Here is a 21,794-nt window from a genome sequence, read left to right on the forward strand (position 1 = left end):
ATGGGCGAGTGCGAGACGTGCTGAATCCCAGGCCGTTGGCCTGGGCTGAGGAGTCACGGGCCCTTGGCCCTCAAGACACAAGATGACAGCCATCCCATATTGCTTGGCGGCATTACGCCTAGAACAGGTCCCGAAAAGAATGTCCTTTTGAATCGGCGAGCGGAGCAAAGTGACAGATTTTTTGAGAACTGTCCTAACCAAAATCACGCTCACATCCCCTGACCCATGCCTCCCCGCCCAACGGGGAGGCATGAGCGCTTTGGCAGGAGCCCCCAATTGGCCAGCGCCTCTCTGCGAGACATCTGGCCAAATTCCTTCAGCGAACACTGCTACGACTTCATGTTCTTGCTGAACTTCATCTTCGGCCGCACATGCAGGGAGGGCGTGACATTGATCACGTTCCCGGCAGGAGCGGCGTCAGCTGCAGCCAGCACCGGAACAGCCAGGGCAGCAGGAGCCGGAGCTGTCTTCAGTCCGTCGAGGTAATTGTAAAGCAGCGCGCGCTTGCCAGCGCTGAGATCACGCGTGACCGGCATGAAGCGGAAGGCCTCAAAATAATCCGGCGCCGTGAGCTTCTTCACCATGGGACCATAGCGCGTGACCATGGCGGAGTCATTCAGCAGCAGCCAGTTGTCCATGCACGGCGCCATCGCATACCAGTTGCTGAGGACATACTTGTAGACGTTGTCCCAGGTGGGCTGCTTTGCGGCGATGTCTGCATCCGCCGGATAGACACGCACGGACATGAAGGTGACCGTGGTCGAGTCCAATGAGGCTGGTGGAGCCGCAGGCGGAAACCCGAAACCATACTGGGTCACACCGTTTTGCTGGCCCGTGAACTGGTAGCTCACATACCCATGATCATCCGTGGTCTGCGGCTGGCCCACCGGCACGGCGATGGGATTTTGCTGCGCATCACTGCTGAAGGCGGAGAGCTGCACAGAGGTGCCTTTCCCCACGGGCACACCGCGCTCATAGACGCGCACCGTGCTCGCTGCGGTGGAACCTTCATCCAGATAAAAGTTCGGATCACTGGCGATGGCGCGCTGGCCGATCTCGGTGGCCAGGATGTTTCCTGAACCATCCAGGATCTGAATGTCCGCCGTCTGCGCGATGGCGATGCTGGCCGCCGGTATGCCACTGAGTGTGACAATGCCCGCCGTGGCATCATAGGAGGCTTTGTCATAACCGCCCGTGTAAGGAATGCTGCCGAGTGTGGCCAGCACGGTCTTGTCATCCTTAGGGTTCACGGCCACCACGGTCAGCGTGCCCACATCATGCTTGTTCGCTTCACGATCCGCGTCTGGCACGAAGGTGCCGAGATCCAGCGTGATGCTGGTGGCGCCCAGGCTCGCAAAGGCCGGGCCAAACTGCGTGCCATCTGGAAGCGCGTAGTTTTCATTCGGCAGCACCGCGCGATCACCCGGCTCATGCACGGGATCATCCTCATGCCAGAGTCCGACACTGCCGACGAGCAAGCTGCGCGCCGGGTTCGGCTGCCAGCCACCGGTCTGAAGCTTGTCATAGAGCTCCTTCTTCTTCGCCTGCGTGGCAGGTGGCGTGACCGGATTGCCATTCGGGCCGATGACGGGCTTGCCATCAGGCCCGATGACCATGTCACTCAGCGTGGAATCATCAAAATACACTGTTCGATAGGCCTGCCAGCGCACCATGAGGCCCAGGACCTTCGGATCCTGCAGCGCGGTGGTGAAGGCCTGGATCACCGGCGAATCATGCGCGGCGAGAGTGAGGTTCTCCTTGGGGAAACAGGTCTGCCAGGTGATGCCCGCACGACCGGCGATCATCGCGTTCGCGGTGTTGCGGCTGAAGTTGATGTAGCGGTCCGTGAAGCGGAAGGCCCGCTGCGCGGCGATGCTGCAGCCGCCCTGGATGCCGAAGCTCATCTGGTCAAAGAAGAGCTGCGAGGTGGTGGCGCCGTAGGGCTCCAGATCCACCAGCATGCCAGTGAAGGCCACCGGCACGCCGATCATTGGATCCTGCACGGCGGGCGCTCCGCTGCCGAGCTCCACCCCCGTGATGTAGGTGTCAAAGAAGGTCGACCGGTGCGTGCCGTGCGGGTTCCAGTTTCCTCCGAGCACCTGCTGGATGGCCGTGGTGCGAAACTGCGCGGCAGGATCATTCTCCGGGAGGATGTCACCCGTCGATTCATCATAATTGGTTGGGTAATTGTTCGTGACGATCGGATCCCAGGAGATCTGTCCGCTGAAGGTGATGCGTGGGGTGCTGAGGACGCTCATGTTAGCTCTGCCGTTGATTTTGGGGGATGTAGAGGAAGCTGGGGCCGGCCACGGAGTGCCCGTCTGCCAGCGGTGTGGTGAGGGCCGCCTGCATGGCCTGCCGCAGCGCAAACATGGAGCGCACACCCACACCGAGCTGCGCAGGCTGGCCGTTGAAGGCCAGCTGCAGCGCATCCACCATGTCACTGAAGGCGCTGTTGCACCGCACCTGCGCGGCCTGCGCGGCGGCAGGCTCATGGGAGAAATCATGAATGCACGGGTCCGTGATGGCGGGATACGCGGCGGCGTAGTCGATGCCCAGCGGAAGGCCCCAGACATAACCCACAGCATTGTTGGCCTTGGTGAGGACCTGATTCCGGTAGATCTCCTGGAAGCGGTAGAAGTGCGAGACCTCGCCTTCGAAGTTCAGCGGGCTGTCGGAGGAGCCTTCACCCTCGGAGACGATGTCACTGATGGCCTTCTGCGCATCCGCGAAGCTGTTCACCGCGAAGAGCTGCCCCTGGAAAAACTGGCTGTCATCTATTTGGTTACGCCCGGGCTGCCAGGCGGAGGCAGGCAGCTGCGAGAGCGCATTTTCCAGATGCCGGTAGTAGTCCGCGATGCTGCCAGTCTCAGAGGCAATGGCCATGGCCATCAGCTTTTCCATCTCCGGCGGATCGATGGGCTCATCCGGCTCCTCGATGTTCATGCCCTGCTTCATCGACTCCGGGGAGAAGGGGTAGAGGTGCACACTGAACTGCGTGCCGTCCGGATTCCGGCCCACATCACCCGGCAGCGGCCCGGGAAACTTGGGCACGGTCATCTGGGGTGAGCCGCCGATGGCGTTCATGATGTTTGAGGCCAGGCAGAGATGGATCATCTCCTCATGGATGATCTCACGCAGACAGGCCACGGCAGGCGCATTGGTGCCGGGCAGGATGGAACTCGCCGCGTAGAGATAAGGCGGGAGCGTGGAAAACTCGATCTCGATGGCTGTTTGCACCGCCGCCTGGATGTCGGCGAGCGAGTCCAGCACGGGTAGTTGTAATCGTATCATTTTCTAGGCTTATGGATCTGGTCTGAGTTCACAATCTAGTCATTAACGAGAAGTAATCTCATCACCTGGGTGGTCACGTGAGTTTCTCAACCATCCATTTACCGGTAAATACTGACTTGGTGACAAATTATTGACGATGATGGGAGAGTATGGGGAACAAATTCACTAACCATCCCCATTCTAACCAATTAGGCAGTCACGGCTGCGATGCTGCTGATTGCAACACGGGGGATCCACCTTCAGCTTGGCCACCTCATGAACATCCAAAGAGCAGGCTCCCAAGCATCCCGCCCCGGCCCGGCGGACTGGTTCACCGGCACCGTCCGGCTGGACCCGCTGTTTCAGGCGGCCTCACCCGCTCGCGTGGCCGGAGCCAGCGTGACCTTTGAGCCCGGCGCGCGCACCGCCTGGCACACCCATCCGCTCGGCCAGACCATCATCATCACCTCCGGTCATGGCTGGGCGCAGCATGAAGGCGGCCCCATCGAGGAGCTGCATCCCGGAGATGTCGTCTGGTTTCCACCCGGTGAAAAACACTGGCACGGCGCCACCCCCACCACCGCCATGACCCACCTCGCCATCCAGGAAGCCCTCGACGGCAAAACCGTCGACTGGCTGGAGCACGTGACCGAGGAGCAGTATCAGAAGTGAGGGAGGGGCACTGAAGACGCCGAAGTCGCGCAGCGTCCTGGATTGCGCCGGTCCTCCGGCGCTCTACGACGAAGCGAGTGATCCGCAAACTTCAAGAGAAGCATTCACCTCAAAAGACCTTCGCATCCAGCCTGCGCGCAGCATCTTGTTAGGCCTTCCAAGGCGCCAGAGGCCGGGCGCACTCGAGGACGCTTCGCGATGATCGCATGTCCCTCAGCCTAACCAAAAAGGCACTCAAATCAATGAGTGCCCTTTGAGTTGTCGAGGCTGGTCTGGTTACGCCAGCTTCGCCTCCATCGTGATCTCCGCATTCAGCACCTTGGAAACCGGGCAGCCCGCCTTGGCCTTGCCAGCCAGCTCCTGAAAGATCGCCTCATCAATGCCGGGGATCGTGGCCGTCACATCCAGATGGCTCGCCGTGATGGCAAAGCCGCCGTCCTTCTGCTCCAGCGTGATCGTGGCCGTGGTGGCGATCTTCTCAGGCGTGAATCCAGCGAGGCCGAGGATCATCGAGAAGGCCATGGAGAAACAGCCCGCATGCGCGGCGCCGATGAGCTCCTCAGGATTCGTGCCTTGCTCGCCTTCAAAGCGTGTCTTGAAGGAGTAGGGCTTGTCCACCAGCGCACCAGAGCCGGTGCTGATCGTGCCATTGCCTTCTTTGAGAGAGCCGTTCCATTGAGCAGATGCTTTTTGTTTCATGCGATTTGGAGATGAGGGATAGGGATGAGAGATGCGCGGCACGTGAAAGCGTGCGCGGGATCACTACGTGCAACATCGTCTAAACGATACTGTCGTTGCGTGATGCCTTCTTCATACCCGGGCAGGTTAGGGTAGAAACATGAAGGGTAGAAAGATTTTCTGAAACCATTCTGTCAGAAGCAGGGCAGAGGAAAAATGTTCTGAAATTTTTCTACCCTTCATCTTTCTACCAAATGTCTCAGGGTCCTCACAGCGTGATCGCCGGCTCCAGCCTCGCATCCAGCGTGATCTGCGCATTCATCAGCTTGGACACCGGACAGCTCCCCTTCGCCTTCTCCGCCAGCTTCAAAAACGTCTCCCGGTCGATGTCAGGAATGGTCGCCGTGAGATCAAGATGACTCGCGGTGATGGAGAAGCCTTCCCCTTTCGGCTCCATCGTGATCGTCGCCACCGTGGAGATGCTTTCCGGCGTGTATCCAGCCAGGCCCAGGGCCATGGACAGCGCCATGGAAAAGCACCCCGCATGCGCCGCGCCGATGATCTCTTCCGGAGTCGTCCCCGGCTCCCCCTCAAAGCGTGACCGGAACGAGTAGGGCCTGTCCGCCAGGGCACCGGAGTGGGTGCTCAGCGTGCCTTTGCCCTCTTTCAGAGTGCCTTTCCACTGAGCGGATGCCTTGTGTTTCATGGGGTGGGGGGGTGGTTGGAACCGAGCCAGACTTATGGATACGGATCAGCCCCCTTCCCCGGCGGTGCGAATCGTGACGGAGGCTGCTCAGCGCAGCTTTTCCGTCATCCAGCCCGCGAAGAGATGCGCATCCCACAGCATGGTGCTCCATCCGTGGCGGCCCCCAGACTCCACCGTCAGCGTGACCTCGCGCCCCTGCTCCACCGCCTTTTCCCGGAAGCGCGTGGACTGCTCCAGCGGCACCAGCGTGTCCGCATCTCCATGCGCGATGTAGACCGGCGGCAGCTTGTTCGAGACGTAGAAGATCGGCGAGAGATCATGGCCGATGCCCTGCCACTCCTTGAGGTCCGTGGCCTTCGGTCCAAAAGCCTTGCGGTAACTCTTCGGCGGGCCGCCATCATGCAGATTCTCCGTGGAGGGACCGAGATTGATCAGATCCGTCACCGGATAAAAAACCGTCGCCGCCTGCACCGCGCTGCTCTCACGATCCACCGGATCCGCTGCCTTCGGATCACCTGGCCCACCACGCGTGGCGAGCATCAGACTGAGATGTCCTCCGGAGCTTCCGCCGAACACACCGATGCGGTTCGGATCAATGCCATACTCCTTCGCATGATGGCGCACAAACCGCGCCGCATGCTGCACATCCTCCACGATCTCCTGCACGGAAGCCTGCGGCTGCGAGAGATGCGAAACCGCCACCAGCGTGTGTCCCTGCCTCAGGAAAGAAGCCCCCATCCAAGGATAAAACTTCTTCGCGTCCGACTTCCATCCGCCACTCACCATCACCAGCACGCAGGAACCGCTGGCATGCGCAGGCCTGACCACATCCAATGTTAGGTCACGACCATTCCTCTGCGCGTAAACAATGCCGGCAGTGCGCGTGAACTCCGGATGAAAATACCACCACCCCGCCCCGAAGAGCAGCACAGCCAGCAGGACAATGCCGAGGATGAATTTGAGCAGCAGACGGACGAAACGACGCATGGGAAACATGAAAGCCACCATTCACCGCATCTTGCAAAACCGATCTGCGAAATCATAGCGCCAAGCCCGCACTCTGAGGTTCGTCCAACATCGCACCTCAACAAGGAACTCTTCGGCTCGGCGAACCACGGAGTGGTTCCCCATGAGTAGCCCGGGGTGATTCCGCGAAGCGGATGAACCCCGGGTAGCCCCCCGATCATACCCCACCCAAAACTCTGCCCCGTAGGGGCAGCCCAATCCTCACTGCGTCAACCTTCCACCCGAACCACCTCACACTTCCTCCAGCATCACCTTCGCATCACCAAACGTCTTGGGCCGCACATCCATCTTGTCCATCATGGACATGAAGAGGCGGCAGAGCTGGCGCTCGGGCTTGCCCTGGTAGTCCAGCACGCGACCACCTTTCAGACGGCCTCCCGCACCACCGAGCACAATCACAGGCAGCTCATCATTATTGTGCTTCGCGCCGACCATCATGCTGGAGCAGTGCATGAGCATGGTGTTGTCCAGCAGCGTGCGCGGGCCTTCCTGGATGGAGTCGAGCTTCCGCGCGATGTAAGCCGTCTGCTCCATGAAGAACTGGTTCACCTTCAGCCAGTCCTCGCCATCGCTGTGGGACAGCAGGTGGTGGATCATGTAGTCGATCCCGTGCCCCGCCTGCTGCACACTCGGCAGGTTCGGAAAACGCAGGGCGCTGTGGTCATTGTTCAGCTTCAGGGTACTGATGCGCGTGCTGTCCGTCTGAAAGCCGAGCACCATGATGTCACCCATCAGCCGCATGTGCTCGCCGATGTCCTGCGGAATCCCATCCGCAGGCCGTTGTTTCATACTTGGTTTGGCCAGCGTGGGCCGCCAGCCCTGCAGCTCGCCGCGCTTGCCCGCGCTCTCGATACGCTTCTCCACGTCGCGCACGGAGTCGAGATACTCGTCCAGCTTGCGCTGGTCATCCCGGCTGATGCCACGGCGCAGGTCCTCCGCATCTTCCAGCACCGCATCGAGCACACTCTTGTCTCCCGGAGCTGCGCCATCTTTAAAGAGACGGTCAAAAGCCAGCGCCGGGTAGAGCTCCAGCGGTGTCGGTGTCGTCGGCGAGCTCCACGAGATGTGGGAGCTGTAGAGCATCGAGTAGTTCTTATGCACGGACGGGTTCGACTTCTCACAAGCCAGCACCAAACTCGGCACCTTCGTCGACCGGCCATAAGACTGCGCCAGCAACTGGTCAAAACTCAGCCCCGAACGGATCTCCCCACCCGAAGCGATCGGCGCCCCTGAAAGCAGATTCCCCGTCTGCGAGCTATGGATGTTCCCCTTCCGCGCCTCCTCATGATACAGCCCGCGAACAAAAAGCATCTTCTCACGGAAATCCGCCAGCGGCTGTAGCACCTGCCCAAGCTCCATCGCCTTGCCCTCCCCCTTCGCCCACCACTCCTTGGAGTGAAACCCATTGCCGGAGAACACCACGCACATACGCACCGGAGCCTCGCTCGCCGGCTTGCTCTTCCCAGGCTCATCCCCCCAGACATTGCGAGACTCCAGCCATGGCAACGCCATGGTGACCCCTGCCCCGCGCAGGAAAGCTCGACGTGAGAAACGGTGTGTGTTCATGGTGATGCAGTGTCAGCAGATTGTGGTTCAGCGATTATTTCGGAACCCGGTGTAAATGAGGATCTCCATCTGACTCGCTTTGCCGTCCAGCTTGGTGGAATCCACGCCAAAAGTGTTTTCGTTATCGCTCGAAATCGAGTGGCTGGATTGATCTCCACTGAAGACAACTGCGCCTGCCGAGTCCAGCCAGCGGACTTCAGAGATCTGCTCTCCTGTAACTTTGATGCTCGAGCCACGGATGACCTCAACCGACAGTCCATCTTCCTGATGGATCACGCCATTGCATCCGGATACCCATGGAACTTTCACTGAACGATAGAGCTGTTCGGCAGCGATCTGGAAATCAATGATGAATGCCACCAACTCATTATCCGCATCAACGACCCAGTAAGAAGGATATCCACCATCTCCATAGCCGCTCCCGCTGACCACGGCTGTATTGCTCTCCGAGGCGCCCAGTTTCAGAAAGGTGATATCCGGTAAGCTCTGCGTGCGAGCGGTGGTGATCTTGACCCAATCTTGATACTCGCGCTCATGATTACGCTTCGAGCGCTGCATGAACGACAGAGCGTCACAAATCGCCACATTGCCTGCATCCACGCCAATGACCGAACTGCCGTTGTCCACAGTTATGGCTTGGCGATAGTGAAATGGCTTCTTGTCGGACTTTCCAAATACAACGCGTATCGCGGCGACCCGCCCCTCTAGCATGCACGCATCAACTTCATATTCACCAGGCTTCACTCTAAGCGAGAGAGGAACGGCATCATCTGGCGCATATCCGAAATCCCGCGCGATGATCATTCCGCTTGGAAGGGAGAGCTTCCCGGCTTTGACCACTTTGATAGGTTCAGCCTTTTGCATCAACGTTCCCTTCACGACCTTGCCCTCCTCGAACAGAACCTCGCAGTTGGGCTCATCACCTTCGTCATGAGGCGGAAGTTTTGGGGCAAAGCTTGTCTTCTCCAGCAGTGAGCGAGTCTTCTTCTCATCGAGAACCTCATCCTCCCGATCAAAGAACATAGCATTGGATTCGATCCGCCAGTCACCATTCACCAGCTTTAGACGGTATTCATAAAAGGTCGGGTAAGACTGCTTTTTGATTTCAGTCTCCACGATCGCCGTGTCACCGCCAATCTGGTGCTTGATGATTCTCTCGGCGTCCGGATCGTGATCTGGCGGATATCCAAAGCTTGAACCACTGCTATCGCCATCCGTTGAGCTCCAGTGTTTCTGTGCCAGTGCCCGAATAGATTTCTCCCACTTCTCCATCCGCCCTATGAACGAGGCGCTGAGACTGGCTGCGCTCATGTCACTCGATCCTCCACAATCCTTCCAGGATTGATGCCAGTCGCGAATGTAGCTTTGCACTCTTTCCTGGGGACTTTTCATGATCTCTGATGATGTGCTGCTTTGAGGTGCACTTTGTGGCGTGACATTCTCCTCGGCATGAAGCTGGCAACCTACCAGCGACAAGATAAAGAAAGCGAAAAGGAGTCGATGCATGAGGAATACTATTGCGAGACCACAAAATCCCTCCCCCGCACCTCGCGGAACTGCGGGCTGAGGAGGATGGTTTCGAGGGCGGTGGTGATTTTGAAGTCGTTGGCTTTGAGCTGGGTGATCATGGTTTCGATCAGAGGCTTGTCGGAGAGCTGGACGCTGCGGCCGAGGGCATAACCGAGGAGTTTTCTACAGAACTGGCGGAGGAAGTCATCGCGACGCGTGGTGAGGAGATAGGTGCGCAGGCCGTCGAGACCTTCGAAGGTGGTGCCGTTTGCCAGGACGGCGTGGGTGTCGGCTTTACGGGAGCGGCCGATGGCATCAAAGCCTTCGAGCGCGAAGCCGAAGGGGTCGATGCGCTGGTGGCATTTCGCGCAGGCGGCATCGCTGCTGTGGCGCTCGATGAGCTGGCGCTCCGTGAGGCCTGCGGGGGCTTCTTCGGGGAGGATGGGGACGTCTTTGGGAGGGCGTGGCAGCTTCTCGCCGAGCACGACCTCGCTGAGCCAGTTGCCGCGCAGGATCGGGCTGGTGCGTGAGGCACCGCTTTGCTTGGCGAGCGTGGCCGCGAAGCCGAGGATGCCCCCGCGACCTTGAGCGCGCAGGGCCTCCACCCGCTGCCAGTCACTTCCCTTCACCTTCAAACCATAGTGCTCGGCCAGCGCGCCATTCACATACGTGTGATCAGCTTCCAGGAGCGAGAGCACGGACTCGTCCTGCTGAAACAGCGCGGTGAAGAAGCGCTCGGCCTCCTCCTGCATGGGGCCGCGCAGCGAACCAAAAGTTGGGAAATGGCGCTCGCTCTTTTCATCCAGCGTGGCGACATCACGCACCTGCAGCCACTGGCAGCCGAACTCCGTGGCGAGACGGCTGACCTTGGCGTTCTTTAACATTCGATGAGCCTGTGAGACCAGCACCTCAGGCTCATGCAGACGACCTGCATCCGCCTGGCTCATGAGTTCCGCATCTGGCGTGGAGGACCAGAGGAAGTAGCTGAGGCGTGTGGCCAGTTCGCGATCACTCACAGGCGCAGACTTGCTGCCCTCCGCAGCCTTTTCTCCGCGATACAAGAACGCAGGCGAGGTGAGCACGCGTGCCAGCAGCATCCGTGTGGCCGCAGGATGCGAAAGGCCCTGCTTCAGCAGCTGCGCATGAAGAGTGCGCAGCGCGGATTGCTCACGGTCTGACAAAGATCGGCGCCAGGCTTTGCCTGCAAAGTCGAGCACCGCCTGCACTTGCACGGGTGCGATCTCGACGAGGCGCTTCTTAAAGGCCTCGGCACCGCGCATGATGGGCTCGCGCATGGGCTCAAAAGCATCAGGCTTCGCGTCCTGCGTGGCGAACTGCCAGAGCTGCTCAAACACGTCCACCTGCTTCAGCGGAGCCTCACTGAGAAAGAGCAACTCATCCCACAAACGATCCAGTTCCTTGCTCTCCTCCGCGCTGAGCATGAGGCGCTGCAACTCGCTGTCATCACGATGAAAGAGCGTGAGCGTCACCACCTCATCCACCGGCACAATTTTGGCATAACAAAGAGCGATGGGAAAAAGGGCGCGAAACTCATCAAAGGCGGCCTCAAACTTCTGACGAGCTGGTGAACCATTCGCGACGAGGATCGGCGCGCTGAGTGAGGTGCGGAGGTTGTTGTCACTCCACTGGCCTTTGGCGATGACCGCGCTGGCCATGCCGGATTGCAGACCAGAAAGCATTGTGGGTTTTTCCTTCAGTACCTGGACCTGCACGCTGCCGGACTTGTGACGAGCGGTCACGACCAGTTCGGTATCCTTCACGATGCTGGCAGCAGGCACAGTGATCTCAATGACCTGCGGTGTCTTCACCGCTTGAGAAGCCAGCACCTGCACATCCGGTTTATCCTTCACCACCACTCGCGCATTCTCCCAGATAGCTTCATCATCCGCGCTGCCATCTCCGGCATCAGTGGAGACAAGATAGAGCTTCGCATCACCACCTTCCTTCGGTGCTTCGAGCTTCACGCGAATCTCATGATGCGTGCCGAGCGGAGTCACAGGTTCTTGCCAGGACTTGGGACCGTTCTTCTTGCCGATGTGCCCCACGCTCGCGAAGCGCCAGAGCACGCGCTGCCAGGCATCGACATCCAAAGCATTCAAACTCTTGGCTTTGTACTTCTCACGCAGCAGGTCCAGCACAGGCGATGGCTGAGTGCTCTCCAGCGCCTTCTTCAACGTTTCGAGATAGCGGGCATTCAACACCGACGCATCTCCCCTGCCCTGCAAGGTTTCGAGATACTTTGCCACCTCCAGCCGGCCTCCAGTGTTGGTGTCAAACTGCACCCCTTGCAGGTTCACGGACTCCGCGCCGCCCTGCCAAGTGTAGCGCGCATAGAAAGCACGGATCTTGGCGAGGGCTTCATCCGTCCAGTCTCGGGGTGAAGAGCTTTCCGAGAAGCGCATGCCACCCGGCAGCAGCACGGCGTGACTGGCGATGTCCTTCCCCGCATCGAGATACTTCGTGAGCAAGGCGGGCGACATCACCAGCGCGGCTCCGGCATTGGTAAAACCTTCACCGGCAGCACCATCCACGGGGAACTCCTTCGCGGGATCCAATGAATCAATCCCTGTTAGGTCACGCACAGTGTAAGTATACTCCATGTTGGACAGGCGGCGCAGCACCACGGGGCCTGGATCACCGGCGCTGGCGAGTGCCAGCTCATCCAGCGTGCCGCGTGCCCATTGCGTGAGCAGCTTCTTCTGCTCCGGCGAGAGCTGCGGCTTGCCTTTCGGCGGCATCTCGTTGTTCGCGAGCTGCTCCAGCGTGTGCTCCCACACGGCGGGATCGGCTTTCACCTGCTTCATGGAGGTGAAGCGCTCGAGATCGAGGTCGCCCTTCTGCTTCTGCGTGGAGTGGCAGGTGTTGCAATACTCCTTCAGCAAGGGCTGGACCGACTGCTGAAACTCATCAGCCCATGCGGAGATGGCGCTGCATGTCATGAGCAGGGTCATGACGGTGTTTGAAAAACGTTGTCTCATGCCAGGATCTCCTTCACCACGTTCCCATAAACATCCGTGAGCCTGAAATCGCGGCCGAGATGACGCCATGTCAGTTTCTCATGATCCAATCCAAGCTGGTGCAGGATGGTGGCATGCAGATCATGCAGGTGCACCTTGCCAGACACAGGGCGGAAGCCGAACTCATCCGTCTCGCCAAAGCTGATGCCGGGCTTGATGCCTCCACCCGCCATCCATGAGCAAAAGCTCTCCGGTTGATGCTCGCGACCATGCTTTTCGATAGGCGAGGTGCCGCTGAGATCCTGGCTCCAGGGTGTGCGGCCAAACTCGCCGGACCAGACGACGAGCGTGTCATCCAGCAGACCGCGTGACTTCAGATCCTTGATCAGTCCCGCGCAGGGCTGGTCCGTGCCAGCACAGCTCTTTGGCAGCGCCGTGCGGATATCACCATGATGATCCCAGCCGCCCATGGTCACCTGCACAAAGCGCACCCCGGCCTCGCTGAGACGGCGTGCAAGCAGGCAGGCACGCGCATTTTTATCGCAATCTTTGTTACCCACACCATACAGCTCCTTCGTGGCCTCGGATTCATTCGAGATGTCCACCAGCTCGGGAGTCGCGGTTTGCATGCGGAAGGCGATCTCCATGCTCTCGATCATGCCTTCCATGCGCCCGTCCACCTCCGCCTGCTGGAGCAGACGACGGTTCATGCGCTGCACGAAGTCGATGCGCTGGCGCTGCGCCGCCGGATTCGCGGAGGTATCCTTCAAATAATCGATCGGCGATTGCTTGTCATCCTGCGGCACGATGACTCGTGTGCCCTGATGCGCAGCCGGCAGGAAGCCGGAGCCGTAGAGGCGCACGTCACTGTCTGGATGAATGCTGATGAAGCTCGGCAGGTTTTGGTTCTCCGTGCCGAGACCATAGCTGATCCACGAGCCCATGGAAGGGCGCACATCCGTGGTCGAGCCGGTGTGAAACTGCAGCGCGGCGGGCGCATGCTGGTTGTTGTCCGCATGCATGGCGCGCAGCAGACAAATCTCATCCGCGATGGAAGCGGTGTGCGGCATGAGATCCGAGATCATCGTGCCGCTTTGACCACGCGGGCGCACCTCGCCATGCGTGGCGAGCGCGAGAAACTTGTCCGTGCCCACACGCAGCTCGTTGGTGTTGATCGGCGCGCTGACCTTCTGGCCGTGCATGCGCTTGATGTAGTCCTTCGGATCAAACAAATCCGGCTGCGAAGGACCGCCTGCCATGAAGAGGAAGATCACGCGCTTCGCCTTCGCCGGAAAGCGCGGCGTCTGCACCGCCAGCGGACTCTGCGCCGCGCGCACAAGATCGTGAAAGGCCAGCGCGCCAAAGCCGCAGGCCGTGTTGCGCAGCCAGTCTCGGCGGGAGGAATGGGTGATCATGCTCATGGTCAGAGGCGCAGGAGAAATTCATTCGAGGACAGCAGCGCATGGCTGAGCTCGATCCAGGCGGATTCGGCGGTGAGTGAATGAATGAACTGGTTCGCTTCATCGCGCTCCGTCGAGGTGATGGGGCGGTTCAAGACACGCAGCCAGAGCGCTTCGAGGCGTGCCCCGGCATTCGGCGTGCTTTCACACAGGTCCTTCGCGAGTTCCGTGGCACGGGAGCGCAACATGTCGCTATTGATCAGGAAGAGCGCCTGCGTGGGCACGGCTGTCTCGGCGCGCTTGCCGGTGAAGTTGGCAGGCTGCGCGAAGTCAAAGACATCTCGCAGCTTCGCGGAACCGGGCTGTCCGGCGGAGCGGATGACCGGGAGATACACCGTGCGCTCATAGTCATGCACGGGCCGGTGTTTCTTGAACAAGATCGCTGGAGGGTTCACGGCCTTCGGAGCGAGGTTCACGGCATTCTCCGGGAACTCGAGCGGCAAGGCCGGGCCGCCCTGAGACAGCGTGAGCTTGCCGCTGATGGCGAGCATGGCATCACGGATGGCCTCGGCATCGAGACGCTGGCGGTTCATGCGCCAGAGCAGGCGGTTGTCAGGATCACGCTGCATGGCCAGCGCATCATGCGCGCTGCTCATGCGATACGCGCGGCTCAGCACCAGACTGCGGATGAGCTGCTTCTGCGACCACCCACCACGCACGAAGCGCATGGCCAGATGATCCAGCAACTCCGGATGCGAAGGTGCCTCGCCCCGCACACCAAAATAGTCCACGGTGCGCACGAGACCTTCGCCAAAGAGCTTCTGCCAGATGCGGTTCACGGTGACACGCGCGGTCAAAGGATGACGAGCATCCGCGATCCAGTCCGCCAGTTGCACGCGGCCGCTTTCCCTCTCGGGAATAGGCGGCAGCTCGCCCCAGGAGGCCACGCGCATGACACCGCGCTTCACCATGTCACCCAGCGCATAAGGATTCCCACGGATGGTGATGCGCATGTCCGTCGGTTGCTCACGATCATGCACCGCAAAAGCCTTGGGAACAGCAGGCGCGAAGAACTCGGAATGCTGGATGTCTTTCTGGAGGACCTTGATGCGCGGGGTGAGCTCCTGCAGGCGCTTCACGATGGGTGGTTTGCTGTGCTTGTTCGCCGTCTTGATCTTCACATCCAGCACGGCCTTCTCTTTCTCAGACGCCTCGAGCTCGGCCTTGAGGTCATTGATCTTAGAATCATTTGTCGTTAGGCGCTTCTCGCGCTCCACCTTCTGCTCCACAGTCTCGGGCAGCTCGGTTTTGTTCACGCAGCTCCACACGCCATTGTCCGTCTTGTGCGTGGAGTCGGTGCTGCGGAACATGCCCGCCATGGCGTAGTAGTCGGTCTGCGCGATGGGATCGAACTTATGATCATGGCAGCGCACGCAGCCAAGGGTCATGCCGAGGAAGGCGGTGCCAACCTTGGTCACCTGCTGATCGACGAGGTCCACCTCCATCTTGAGCTTGTCCACGGCCACGATCTCCACATCTCCCAACACGAGGAAACCCGTGGCGATGAGGTTCGCGGCGCGTTCCTGCGGCGTGGCTGCCGGAAGCAGATCTCCAGCGATCTGCTCGCGGATGAAGCGGTCGAAGGGTTTGTCCGTGTTGAAGGCGGTGATGACGTAGTCGCGATAGCGCCAGGCATGCTCGGCAAAGACATCGTTCGAGGTGCCGATCTGATCCGCATACCCGGTGAGATCCAGCCAGTGCCGCGCCCAGCGCTCGCCAAAGGCTTTGGACTGCAACAAGCGGTCCACGACCTTTTCATAGGCGTTCGGCGAGGTGTCGGCGGTGAAGCGCTCGATGTCCTGCGGACTCGGTGGAAGCCCGGTGAGATCCAGGCTCACGCGGCGTAACCAAGTATGCCGATCTGCCTCCGCCGCAGGTTTCAATCCAACACCCTCCAGTTTGGCGAGGATGAAGCGGTCCACGGGATCCAGCGCCCATGAGGCATCCTTCACCGCCGGTGCCTGCGCATCGTGCACGGGCTGGAAGGCCCAGAACTTTTTCCCGGCTTCGATGTCGATGGTGCGCGCTTGCTTGTCCCCCGTCTTCGCCACGCGCGAATCCGGCGCGCCCATAGCGACCCATTTTTCCAGCAGCTCGATCTCGCCTGCGGGCATCTTGGCCTTCGGCGGCATCTCCATCTCGGGGTCCGTGTAGCGCACGGCCTTGATGAGATGACTTTTCGTTAGGTCACCAGGGATGATGGCAGGGCCGTTGTCGCCTCCCGTCTGCCAGCCGGACTTGAGGTCGAGCGCGAGGCCGCCCTTGATCTTCTTCTCGTGCGAATGGCACTCGTAGCAGCGCTGCTGCAGGAGCGGCAGGACCTTGTCTTCAAAGAACGCCAGCCCGTCCTCCGCCCGTGCCGGTGAAAGCAGGAGCGAGGCTGCGACGAGGCTCTGGAAGGTGCGTTTCATGACACGATCGGCAGCCATTCCCGCCAGCCGAGAATATGCTCCCGGAGAAGACGCTCGCAAGCCGCCGGAGTTTGCGTTTTGAAGCCCTCAATGATCCCGCGATGCGCCTCCACCGTCTGCGCCTGGGTCTCGCGAGTCTGCAGCTGATGCTGCCGGTGCAGCCGCCCCAGCCAGAGCTCCAGCTCCCCGCGCAAAGAGCGCCAGAGTTTGAGCAGCCGCGTGTTCCCCGACATGTGCAGGATCAGCTCATGAAACTCCAGGTCCAGCCGCGTAACCTCATGCACGGACTTCGCCCGCTGCGTCGCCGCCACATTCTCCTCCAGGCTGGAGAGATCCTTTTTAAAGTGGGGTGCCGCGAGCCGAGCCGCCAGCGGCTCCAGGTTCAGTCGCAGGACATACAGCTCCTCAAAATCCGAGGTCGTCAGGTCCTTCACAAAAGCCCGCCCCGTGGCGCTGAATTCCACCAGCCCTTCCCTTTCCAAAGTAAACAGCGCCTCCCGCACCGGCACACGACTCACCCCCAGCCTCTGCGCCACCGCCGCCTCCGCCAGCAGATTCCCCGGCGCCGCCTCACCACTCACGATCTCCTGGCGGAGAAGCGAGGCGGTGGAGTCGGATCGGGAGGATGGTGACGGCGCTTTAGGCATGGAGATAAAACGGTATACCGTTTTACGAGACCTGGTCTTTCATGAGATCTCAAAAACAGGCGATGACTTATATGTTGAGGTGAGCACGAGGAGACGTCGTCGTATCCTCAGAATCGTCATAGTCTGCTCGGGTAGGACTTAATGTTATGCCTTGCCAAATTGCAAAGCATCCGCAAGAATACCTTCGCCTTTAGCCTAAAACATTGAGTTACCTTCGAGCTTTTCCCGAACGCGCGCATGAGTCACAACTTCAGTCTCGAAGACGGTAATACATGGGAAGCTGACGTTAAGCGCTGGTTGAGGATACGCTATCCCAACGACTTTCAGGCGATTCCAGCAAGTGATGGAGGAGATGCGGGAATTGAAGGTTTTTGTCACATTGATCACAATGTTTACCAATGCTACGCGGTTCAAGCTGCTTATGACACCAAGACCACCTATGAGCACCAACGCGACAAGCTAACCGAGGACATTGGCAAGTTTGTAGATAATTCGGTCAAGTTACAGCGCCTCCTACCAAGTGGATTTCAAACTCGCCGATATTGCTTTGTTGTGAAGGACTTCAGAAGTCGCGAATTGGTTGCTCATGCTAAAGCAAAAACCGAAGTGGTTCATACGGCGCGACTGCCATACGTCGCCAACGATTTTGCAATCCTAGTTCAGACCCGTGACGATTATCTGGCCGAGCAGAGATTCGAGGAGAACAGATTAATATCAAAGCTGGACGTGGACCTTTCCGATGTAGCTCCAGATGACATCGATGATTGGGAGACTACCAATAATTCAGGAGTGCAGAACCTAAATCGTAAAATCCCTCTGTTCACGATGCTCACGAAAGAGACGGACATCGCGCGATATAGACGCTACTGGATTGAGCGGAAGATTTGCACCGATAATGCACTTGAGAAACTCCGCCAGCGCTCTGCCGAGGCTTGGGAGAAGCTTCGAAAGGTCAAGTTGGGAAGAGAAAGACTGCTAGGCAGGGAATTTGGTTCACCAAACCCCTCCCAAAGTTCGGTTCAAAAAATCAGTGATATGGTAGCTGCCGCGATGACCGAAAGCGTTCCAAATTTGGAGAAGCAGGGAGCAGAGGCTTTGGCAGAAGGGCTAGTGGGTGAATGGTTACAGAACTGCAATTTGGACTTCCCCAGCGCAACAACGTCATGAAATATGGGAATCGCAATCTCCGCAATAGAATCACTGCGGACTTTACATTCACTGTGCGATCCGAGCCACTGCCGGCAGAGTTGAGGCCTGTTTGGCGCATATCTCTTCTGTTGCTTATGCTGCACCGTGTCGGACGTGCTGGATCCATGCCGCTCAAAAAGGCGCATTTGGTATGCTCGGGTGCGAGCAATCACGAATCGCGAGAACGTCTATTGAGACTCTTGGAAGGGAACAGACATCTCGGTGATGTTCCCTTGCGAATAGACCCTTCACTCAACCGAGCAATAGAATATGCGATCGCTGAAAAACTTATTTCGGCTCACGTGAGGTCTGAAACTTGTGTATTGCAACTTGAGCCGGGAGGGCTTGCTCTCGCATCACAAATCATCGCAGATACAGACTGCATGGTTGAGGAACAAGCCTTTGCCGAAGCTCTGCGCGGACAGAGAGTAACTAACGATCGTGTTGAGCAATTATTGAACTGGGAAGCAACCTTATGAGTTTACGACTTCGACACCTTCGCTTGAGAGCCTCCACCATAAATGGGGAGTATGGAGCAGATCTTCCGTTCACGGATGGACTGGTGCTTATTCACCTCCACAACACCCGAGGGAAATCCACGGCGCTCAAGTCCATCATTTACGCACTCGGATTGGAAAGAATGTTCGGTCAAATAAACGTCGCTCCGTTAACACCGGCGATGACCACAAGACTCACTGATGGAGAGAATGAATGGGATGTCGCTGAATCTTGGGTGTATTTGGAAATCGCAAACCAAAGCGGGCGCGTTGTAACGCTGAGGAGAAAAGTAGCCGGAGAAGGAGGTCAGGATCGTCGAGTGATTGATGTATGGGAGGGTAGCGTATTGAGCCAAGATAGCCTTCCCCAGGCATCAAAATCCTACTTTGCACGAGATCCTGGCTCGGCACAAAGGGAGGCGGGGTTTGGCCACTGGTTAGCAGAATTTGTTGGATGGGATCTGCCGCAGGTGATGCAGCATGACGGCAGTTTGTGCCCACTTTATGCCGAATGCCTAATGCCAACATTCTTCATTGAACAAAGCCAAGGCTGGACGGGAATTCAGGCCGCAACACCCAAGGTTTTCGGAATTCGCCAAGTCGAAAAAAAGGCGATCGAGTTCATTCTCGCAATGGATGTATGCAAAACTGATTCAGAAAAGGAGAAATTGGAGCAGGAGACTGACGAATTGACGAAGCAGTGGTCGACGACAAGAACTCAATTGGAGGTTATTGCTAGAGTCGTGAAAGGTGCTTTGAGAGAAATACCTCACTCACCGCAAGCTCAATGGCCACCAGTTCCAGCACCTTTTGTAGAAACGTTTCAGGAAGGCATTGAGACATCATTAGACGAAGCAATCAGAATTGATCAGGCCGCACTCGAGAGGCTAGATTCAGTTGAGATTCCGACTGCCGATGAAGCTTCGAACGAACTAGCTGATCAGCTATCCGAGGCTACGGAAGAGCTGGCTAAAGCAGAATCAATATGGCGGTCCCTTGAAGATGAGTTGGAAGGAGAGAAAGTGAATTTGGGGGCACTAGAGACCCGGCTCGCCACAGTGGAGGAAGATCTTGTGCGCAACAAAGACACCAAAAAGCTTCGTGATTTCGGTGCGGCAAACACGCTATCGATTACCAACCATGAATGCCCTACCTGCCGCCAACAGATTCAAGACGCATTGTTAAGCCAGACCTTTGAGCAAGAGGTGATGGGAATTGATGAGAACATCGCTTATCTTGCCGCACAACGGCAGACACTAGACAAGATCCATGCACAGACGAATCGAGCTATTGCGGCCCTCCAGCGCCGTATCGATGCAGTCGTGAATCACTCAAATGAACTTCGTGCACGGATTCGATATTTGAAACGCACTTTAGTGAGTTCTGGGATTGCCCCCTCAGAAGCCGCCGTTCGTGAACGGGTCGTGACAGATCAGCGGTTGAGTGAACGAATTAATGCCAAGGAGGAGTTCGAGCGAATAATCCACGCATTTCCGCCATTGGCAAAACGTTGGACAGAGCTTCAAGCCAATCTGAAAAAGCTTAAGTCAAAAGAACGGACAAAGGACGATCTGAATAAACTAGCTGAGCTTTTTAGTAGGTTCATAACCGCACTTAGCGAGTTTGGTTTCGACAGCTTCCCGCTGGAGACGGTCAAAATCGATCATGAGAACTACAGACCGAAGAGGGAAGGTTTTGATTTGGGCTATTCGGTCTCCGCCAGCGATCTGGTCAGAATAATTGCAGCCTATGCGACTGCACTACTTGAAGTAGCCAGAACATATCCAACGAACCATCCAGGGCTGCTTTTGCTCGACGAACCGAGACAACAAAACATGCAGTGGAAAGATTTTGCCGAAATTCTCAAGAGGCTATCCAGGGCAGGAGAATTTGGGCAGCAGGTTATCGTTGCAACGAGCGATCGGCCTGAAGCTATTGAAGAACTCATGCGCGATATTCCTCACAGCCGAATGGAGTTGAACTATGATGACAGGCTTTTGAAACCAGTGGGGATTCGCGAAACGTTCACGGTAAACACTGGCCCTGAAGCATAGCCGAAACACCAATTCCCAGCCGGAACGACTCTGACTCCGCAAGCTTAACAAATAATTGATAGATGACTTATGACAGAAGAAGAATTTCATGATTTCTTCATGGAGGTATTTCAAACTCTGCGTCTTGAGCACCAAGAGAATATTCTGTCTAACTGGAGGTGCGATAAGCCTACCCTCGTCATTTCTGATGAGTTGATTGACACAGCCTTCGACGGCAAATTTTCCGATGTGAGGGTTGCTGCAAATTTGGAAGTCAGTAAGAGCGTCTTTTTGTTCCGATCATTTCTGTTGGAACATGCACCGTTGAATGTCCTTCGTGACGTGGTGAGACATGAGCTTCTGCACGCATCACAACCACCTGTGATCCTACCTGCGCAGCCTAGATCAACGGACCCTCTAATTATTGCGATGCATAAAGTGGAGTCACACCTTGCCCACCAACGAAATGAAGAACTCGTTCAATCACTGAATCGCAGCTATGGTTCCAACGAAGCCGAAGCGTGGGCTTGGGTAGATCAGTTTTTGGTCGAAAAACGATAGGTTTCGTTTCTTCTTCCATATGCCACAACCTTGTCCAAACGGTCCGCTTGGGTCCGTTTTCAGCGGAGTTGGAAAGCGGCAGGGTGGGAGACCATGAAATGCCTTTGTCTTGGGAGCCGTTTGCCGTTGTTTGCTGTCGTTGACGGTAGTTTGCGGTTGTTTTCAGAAGGGTGGCCGATCCGAGTCAATCCGACTGGATCCGACCTGGGGTTGTTTGAGGGTGGATGGAGATGGCGAGGGTCGGTGGCTCATCTTGCGGAGCAAGATGGCTACTCTGCTGGCGCATCTCCTTCGCCAAGGCTTCGAAGATCGCAGGCAGCCGCTCCATGGAGGGGTTCAGGCGAATCCGACCTGGTCCAGGTAGATCCAGGTTGTTTTTTGAAGCTGAGGGGTGGTTCGAGAGTCCTCGGCTCACCTTTCGGAGAAAGGTGGCCACGTTGGGCTGATCCGGCTCAATCCGACCTGATCCGACCTGGGGTTGCTCGGAGGCGCGGAGAGGTGGCGAAGGTGGACGCGCGATTCGCGGGTTCAAAGAACGGCAGGCTTACGTATCTCCTTCGCCAAGGCTTCGAAGATCGCAGGCAGCCGA

At 57.8% G+C, this 21,794-nt stretch carries 16 protein-coding genes; 5 read left to right on the forward strand and 11 right to left on the reverse strand.

The features are described from left to right. Positions 1-329 precede the first annotated feature (329 nt). Together BGE01nite_RS21805 and BGE01nite_RS21810 are read right to left on the reverse strand one after the other, a co-directional pair. Positions 330-2,258, reverse strand: a complete 1,929-nt coding sequence (locus BGE01nite_RS21805) for a hypothetical protein (RefSeq protein ID WP_146853665.1) — start codon at positions 2,256-2,258, stop codon at positions 330-332. A 1-nt stretch (position 2,259) separates the two neighbouring features. Next, the gene (locus BGE01nite_RS21810) at positions 2,260-3,294 is read right to left on the reverse strand and encodes a ferritin-like domain-containing protein (RefSeq protein ID WP_146853667.1); all 1,035 of its coding nucleotides are present in this window, start codon (positions 3,292-3,294) and stop codon (positions 2,260-2,262) included. A 255-nt stretch (positions 3,295-3,549) separates the two neighbouring features. Between BGE01nite_RS21810 and BGE01nite_RS21815 the strand changes: the two genes are divergently transcribed. Beyond that, on the forward strand, positions 3,550-3,945 hold the full coding sequence (locus tag BGE01nite_RS21815) for a (R)-mandelonitrile lyase (RefSeq protein ID WP_146853669.1): 396 nt from the start codon (positions 3,550-3,552) through the stop codon (positions 3,943-3,945). 276 nt (positions 3,946-4,221) lie between these two features. On the opposite strand, the gene BGE01nite_RS21820 is transcribed toward BGE01nite_RS21815, so the two are convergent. From BGE01nite_RS21820 to BGE01nite_RS21860, 9 genes are all read right to left on the reverse strand, one after another. Further along, entirely contained in the window at positions 4,222-4,644 is a 423-nt protein-coding gene (locus BGE01nite_RS21820; protein ID WP_146853671.1) for an OsmC family protein, read from the reverse strand. A 247-nt stretch (positions 4,645-4,891) separates the two neighbouring features. Further along, complete coding sequence (locus tag BGE01nite_RS21825) at positions 4,892-5,329, reverse strand: OsmC family protein (RefSeq protein ID WP_146853673.1); 438 nt, start codon at positions 5,327-5,329, stop codon at positions 4,892-4,894. An 87-nt stretch (positions 5,330-5,416) separates the two neighbouring features. Next, a complete protein-coding gene (locus tag BGE01nite_RS21830; RefSeq protein ID WP_170266968.1) occupies positions 5,417-6,316 on the reverse strand; it encodes an alpha/beta hydrolase in 900 nt (299 codons plus the stop codon). Positions 6,317-6,586: 270 nt separating this feature from the next. Then, complete coding sequence (locus tag BGE01nite_RS21835; protein WP_146853677.1) at positions 6,587-7,921, reverse strand: DUF1552 domain-containing protein; 1,335 nt, start codon at positions 7,919-7,921, stop codon at positions 6,587-6,589. 27 nt (positions 7,922-7,948) lie between these two features. After that, positions 7,949-9,427, reverse strand: a complete 1,479-nt coding sequence (locus tag BGE01nite_RS21840) for a DUF4241 domain-containing protein (RefSeq protein WP_146853679.1) — start codon at positions 9,425-9,427, stop codon at positions 7,949-7,951. 8 nt (positions 9,428-9,435) lie between these two features. Continuing rightward, positions 9,436-12,429: a DUF1592 domain-containing protein gene (locus tag BGE01nite_RS21845; RefSeq protein WP_218033063.1), complete on the reverse strand. Its 2,994-nt coding sequence runs from the start codon at positions 12,427-12,429 to the stop codon at positions 9,436-9,438. Beyond that, positions 12,426-13,823: a DUF1501 domain-containing protein gene (locus BGE01nite_RS21850; protein ID WP_146853751.1), complete on the reverse strand. Its 1,398-nt coding sequence runs from the start codon at positions 13,821-13,823 to the stop codon at positions 12,426-12,428. The genes BGE01nite_RS21845 and BGE01nite_RS21850 overlap by 4 nt, the downstream gene beginning before the upstream one ends. 8 nt (positions 13,824-13,831) lie before the next feature. After that, positions 13,832-16,279 (reverse strand): PSD1 and planctomycete cytochrome C domain-containing protein, encoded by a 2,448-nt coding sequence (locus BGE01nite_RS21855; RefSeq protein ID WP_170266969.1) that lies wholly within the window; start codon positions 16,277-16,279, stop codon positions 13,832-13,834. Next, positions 16,276-16,926: a GntR family transcriptional regulator gene (locus BGE01nite_RS21860; protein WP_146853683.1), complete on the reverse strand. Its 651-nt coding sequence runs from the start codon at positions 16,924-16,926 to the stop codon at positions 16,276-16,278. Before BGE01nite_RS21860 ends, BGE01nite_RS21855 begins: the two co-directional genes overlap by 4 nt. Before the next feature lie 237 nt (positions 16,927-17,163). Here BGE01nite_RS21860 and BGE01nite_RS21865 point away from each other — a divergent pair, with 237 nt between their 5' ends. The 4 genes from BGE01nite_RS21865 to BGE01nite_RS21880 all read left to right on the forward strand — a co-directional run bounded on the left by BGE01nite_RS21865 (position 17,164) and on the right by BGE01nite_RS21880 (position 21,205). Beyond that, positions 17,164-18,093, forward strand: coding sequence for a hypothetical protein (locus BGE01nite_RS21865; protein ID WP_146853685.1), 930 nt, complete (start codon positions 17,164-17,166; stop codon positions 18,091-18,093). A 146-nt stretch (positions 18,094-18,239) separates the two neighbouring features. Continuing rightward, positions 18,240-18,593, forward strand: a complete 354-nt coding sequence (locus BGE01nite_RS21870) for a hypothetical protein (RefSeq protein ID WP_146853687.1) — start codon at positions 18,240-18,242, stop codon at positions 18,591-18,593. 23 nt (positions 18,594-18,616) lie between these two features. Further along, a complete protein-coding gene (locus BGE01nite_RS21875) occupies positions 18,617-20,665 on the forward strand; it encodes a coiled-coil domain-containing protein (protein WP_146853689.1) in 2,049 nt (682 codons plus the stop codon). Between the two features lie 69 nt (positions 20,666-20,734). Then, entirely contained in the window at positions 20,735-21,205 is a 471-nt protein-coding gene (locus BGE01nite_RS21880; RefSeq protein ID WP_146853691.1) for a hypothetical protein, read from the forward strand. Positions 21,206-21,794 lie beyond the last annotated feature (589 nt).

The organism is Prosthecobacter gellanilyticus (genome assembly GCF_007992435.1).
GTDB classification, from domain to species: Bacteria; Verrucomicrobiota; Verrucomicrobiia; order Verrucomicrobiales; family Verrucomicrobiaceae; genus Prosthecobacter; species Prosthecobacter gellanilyticus.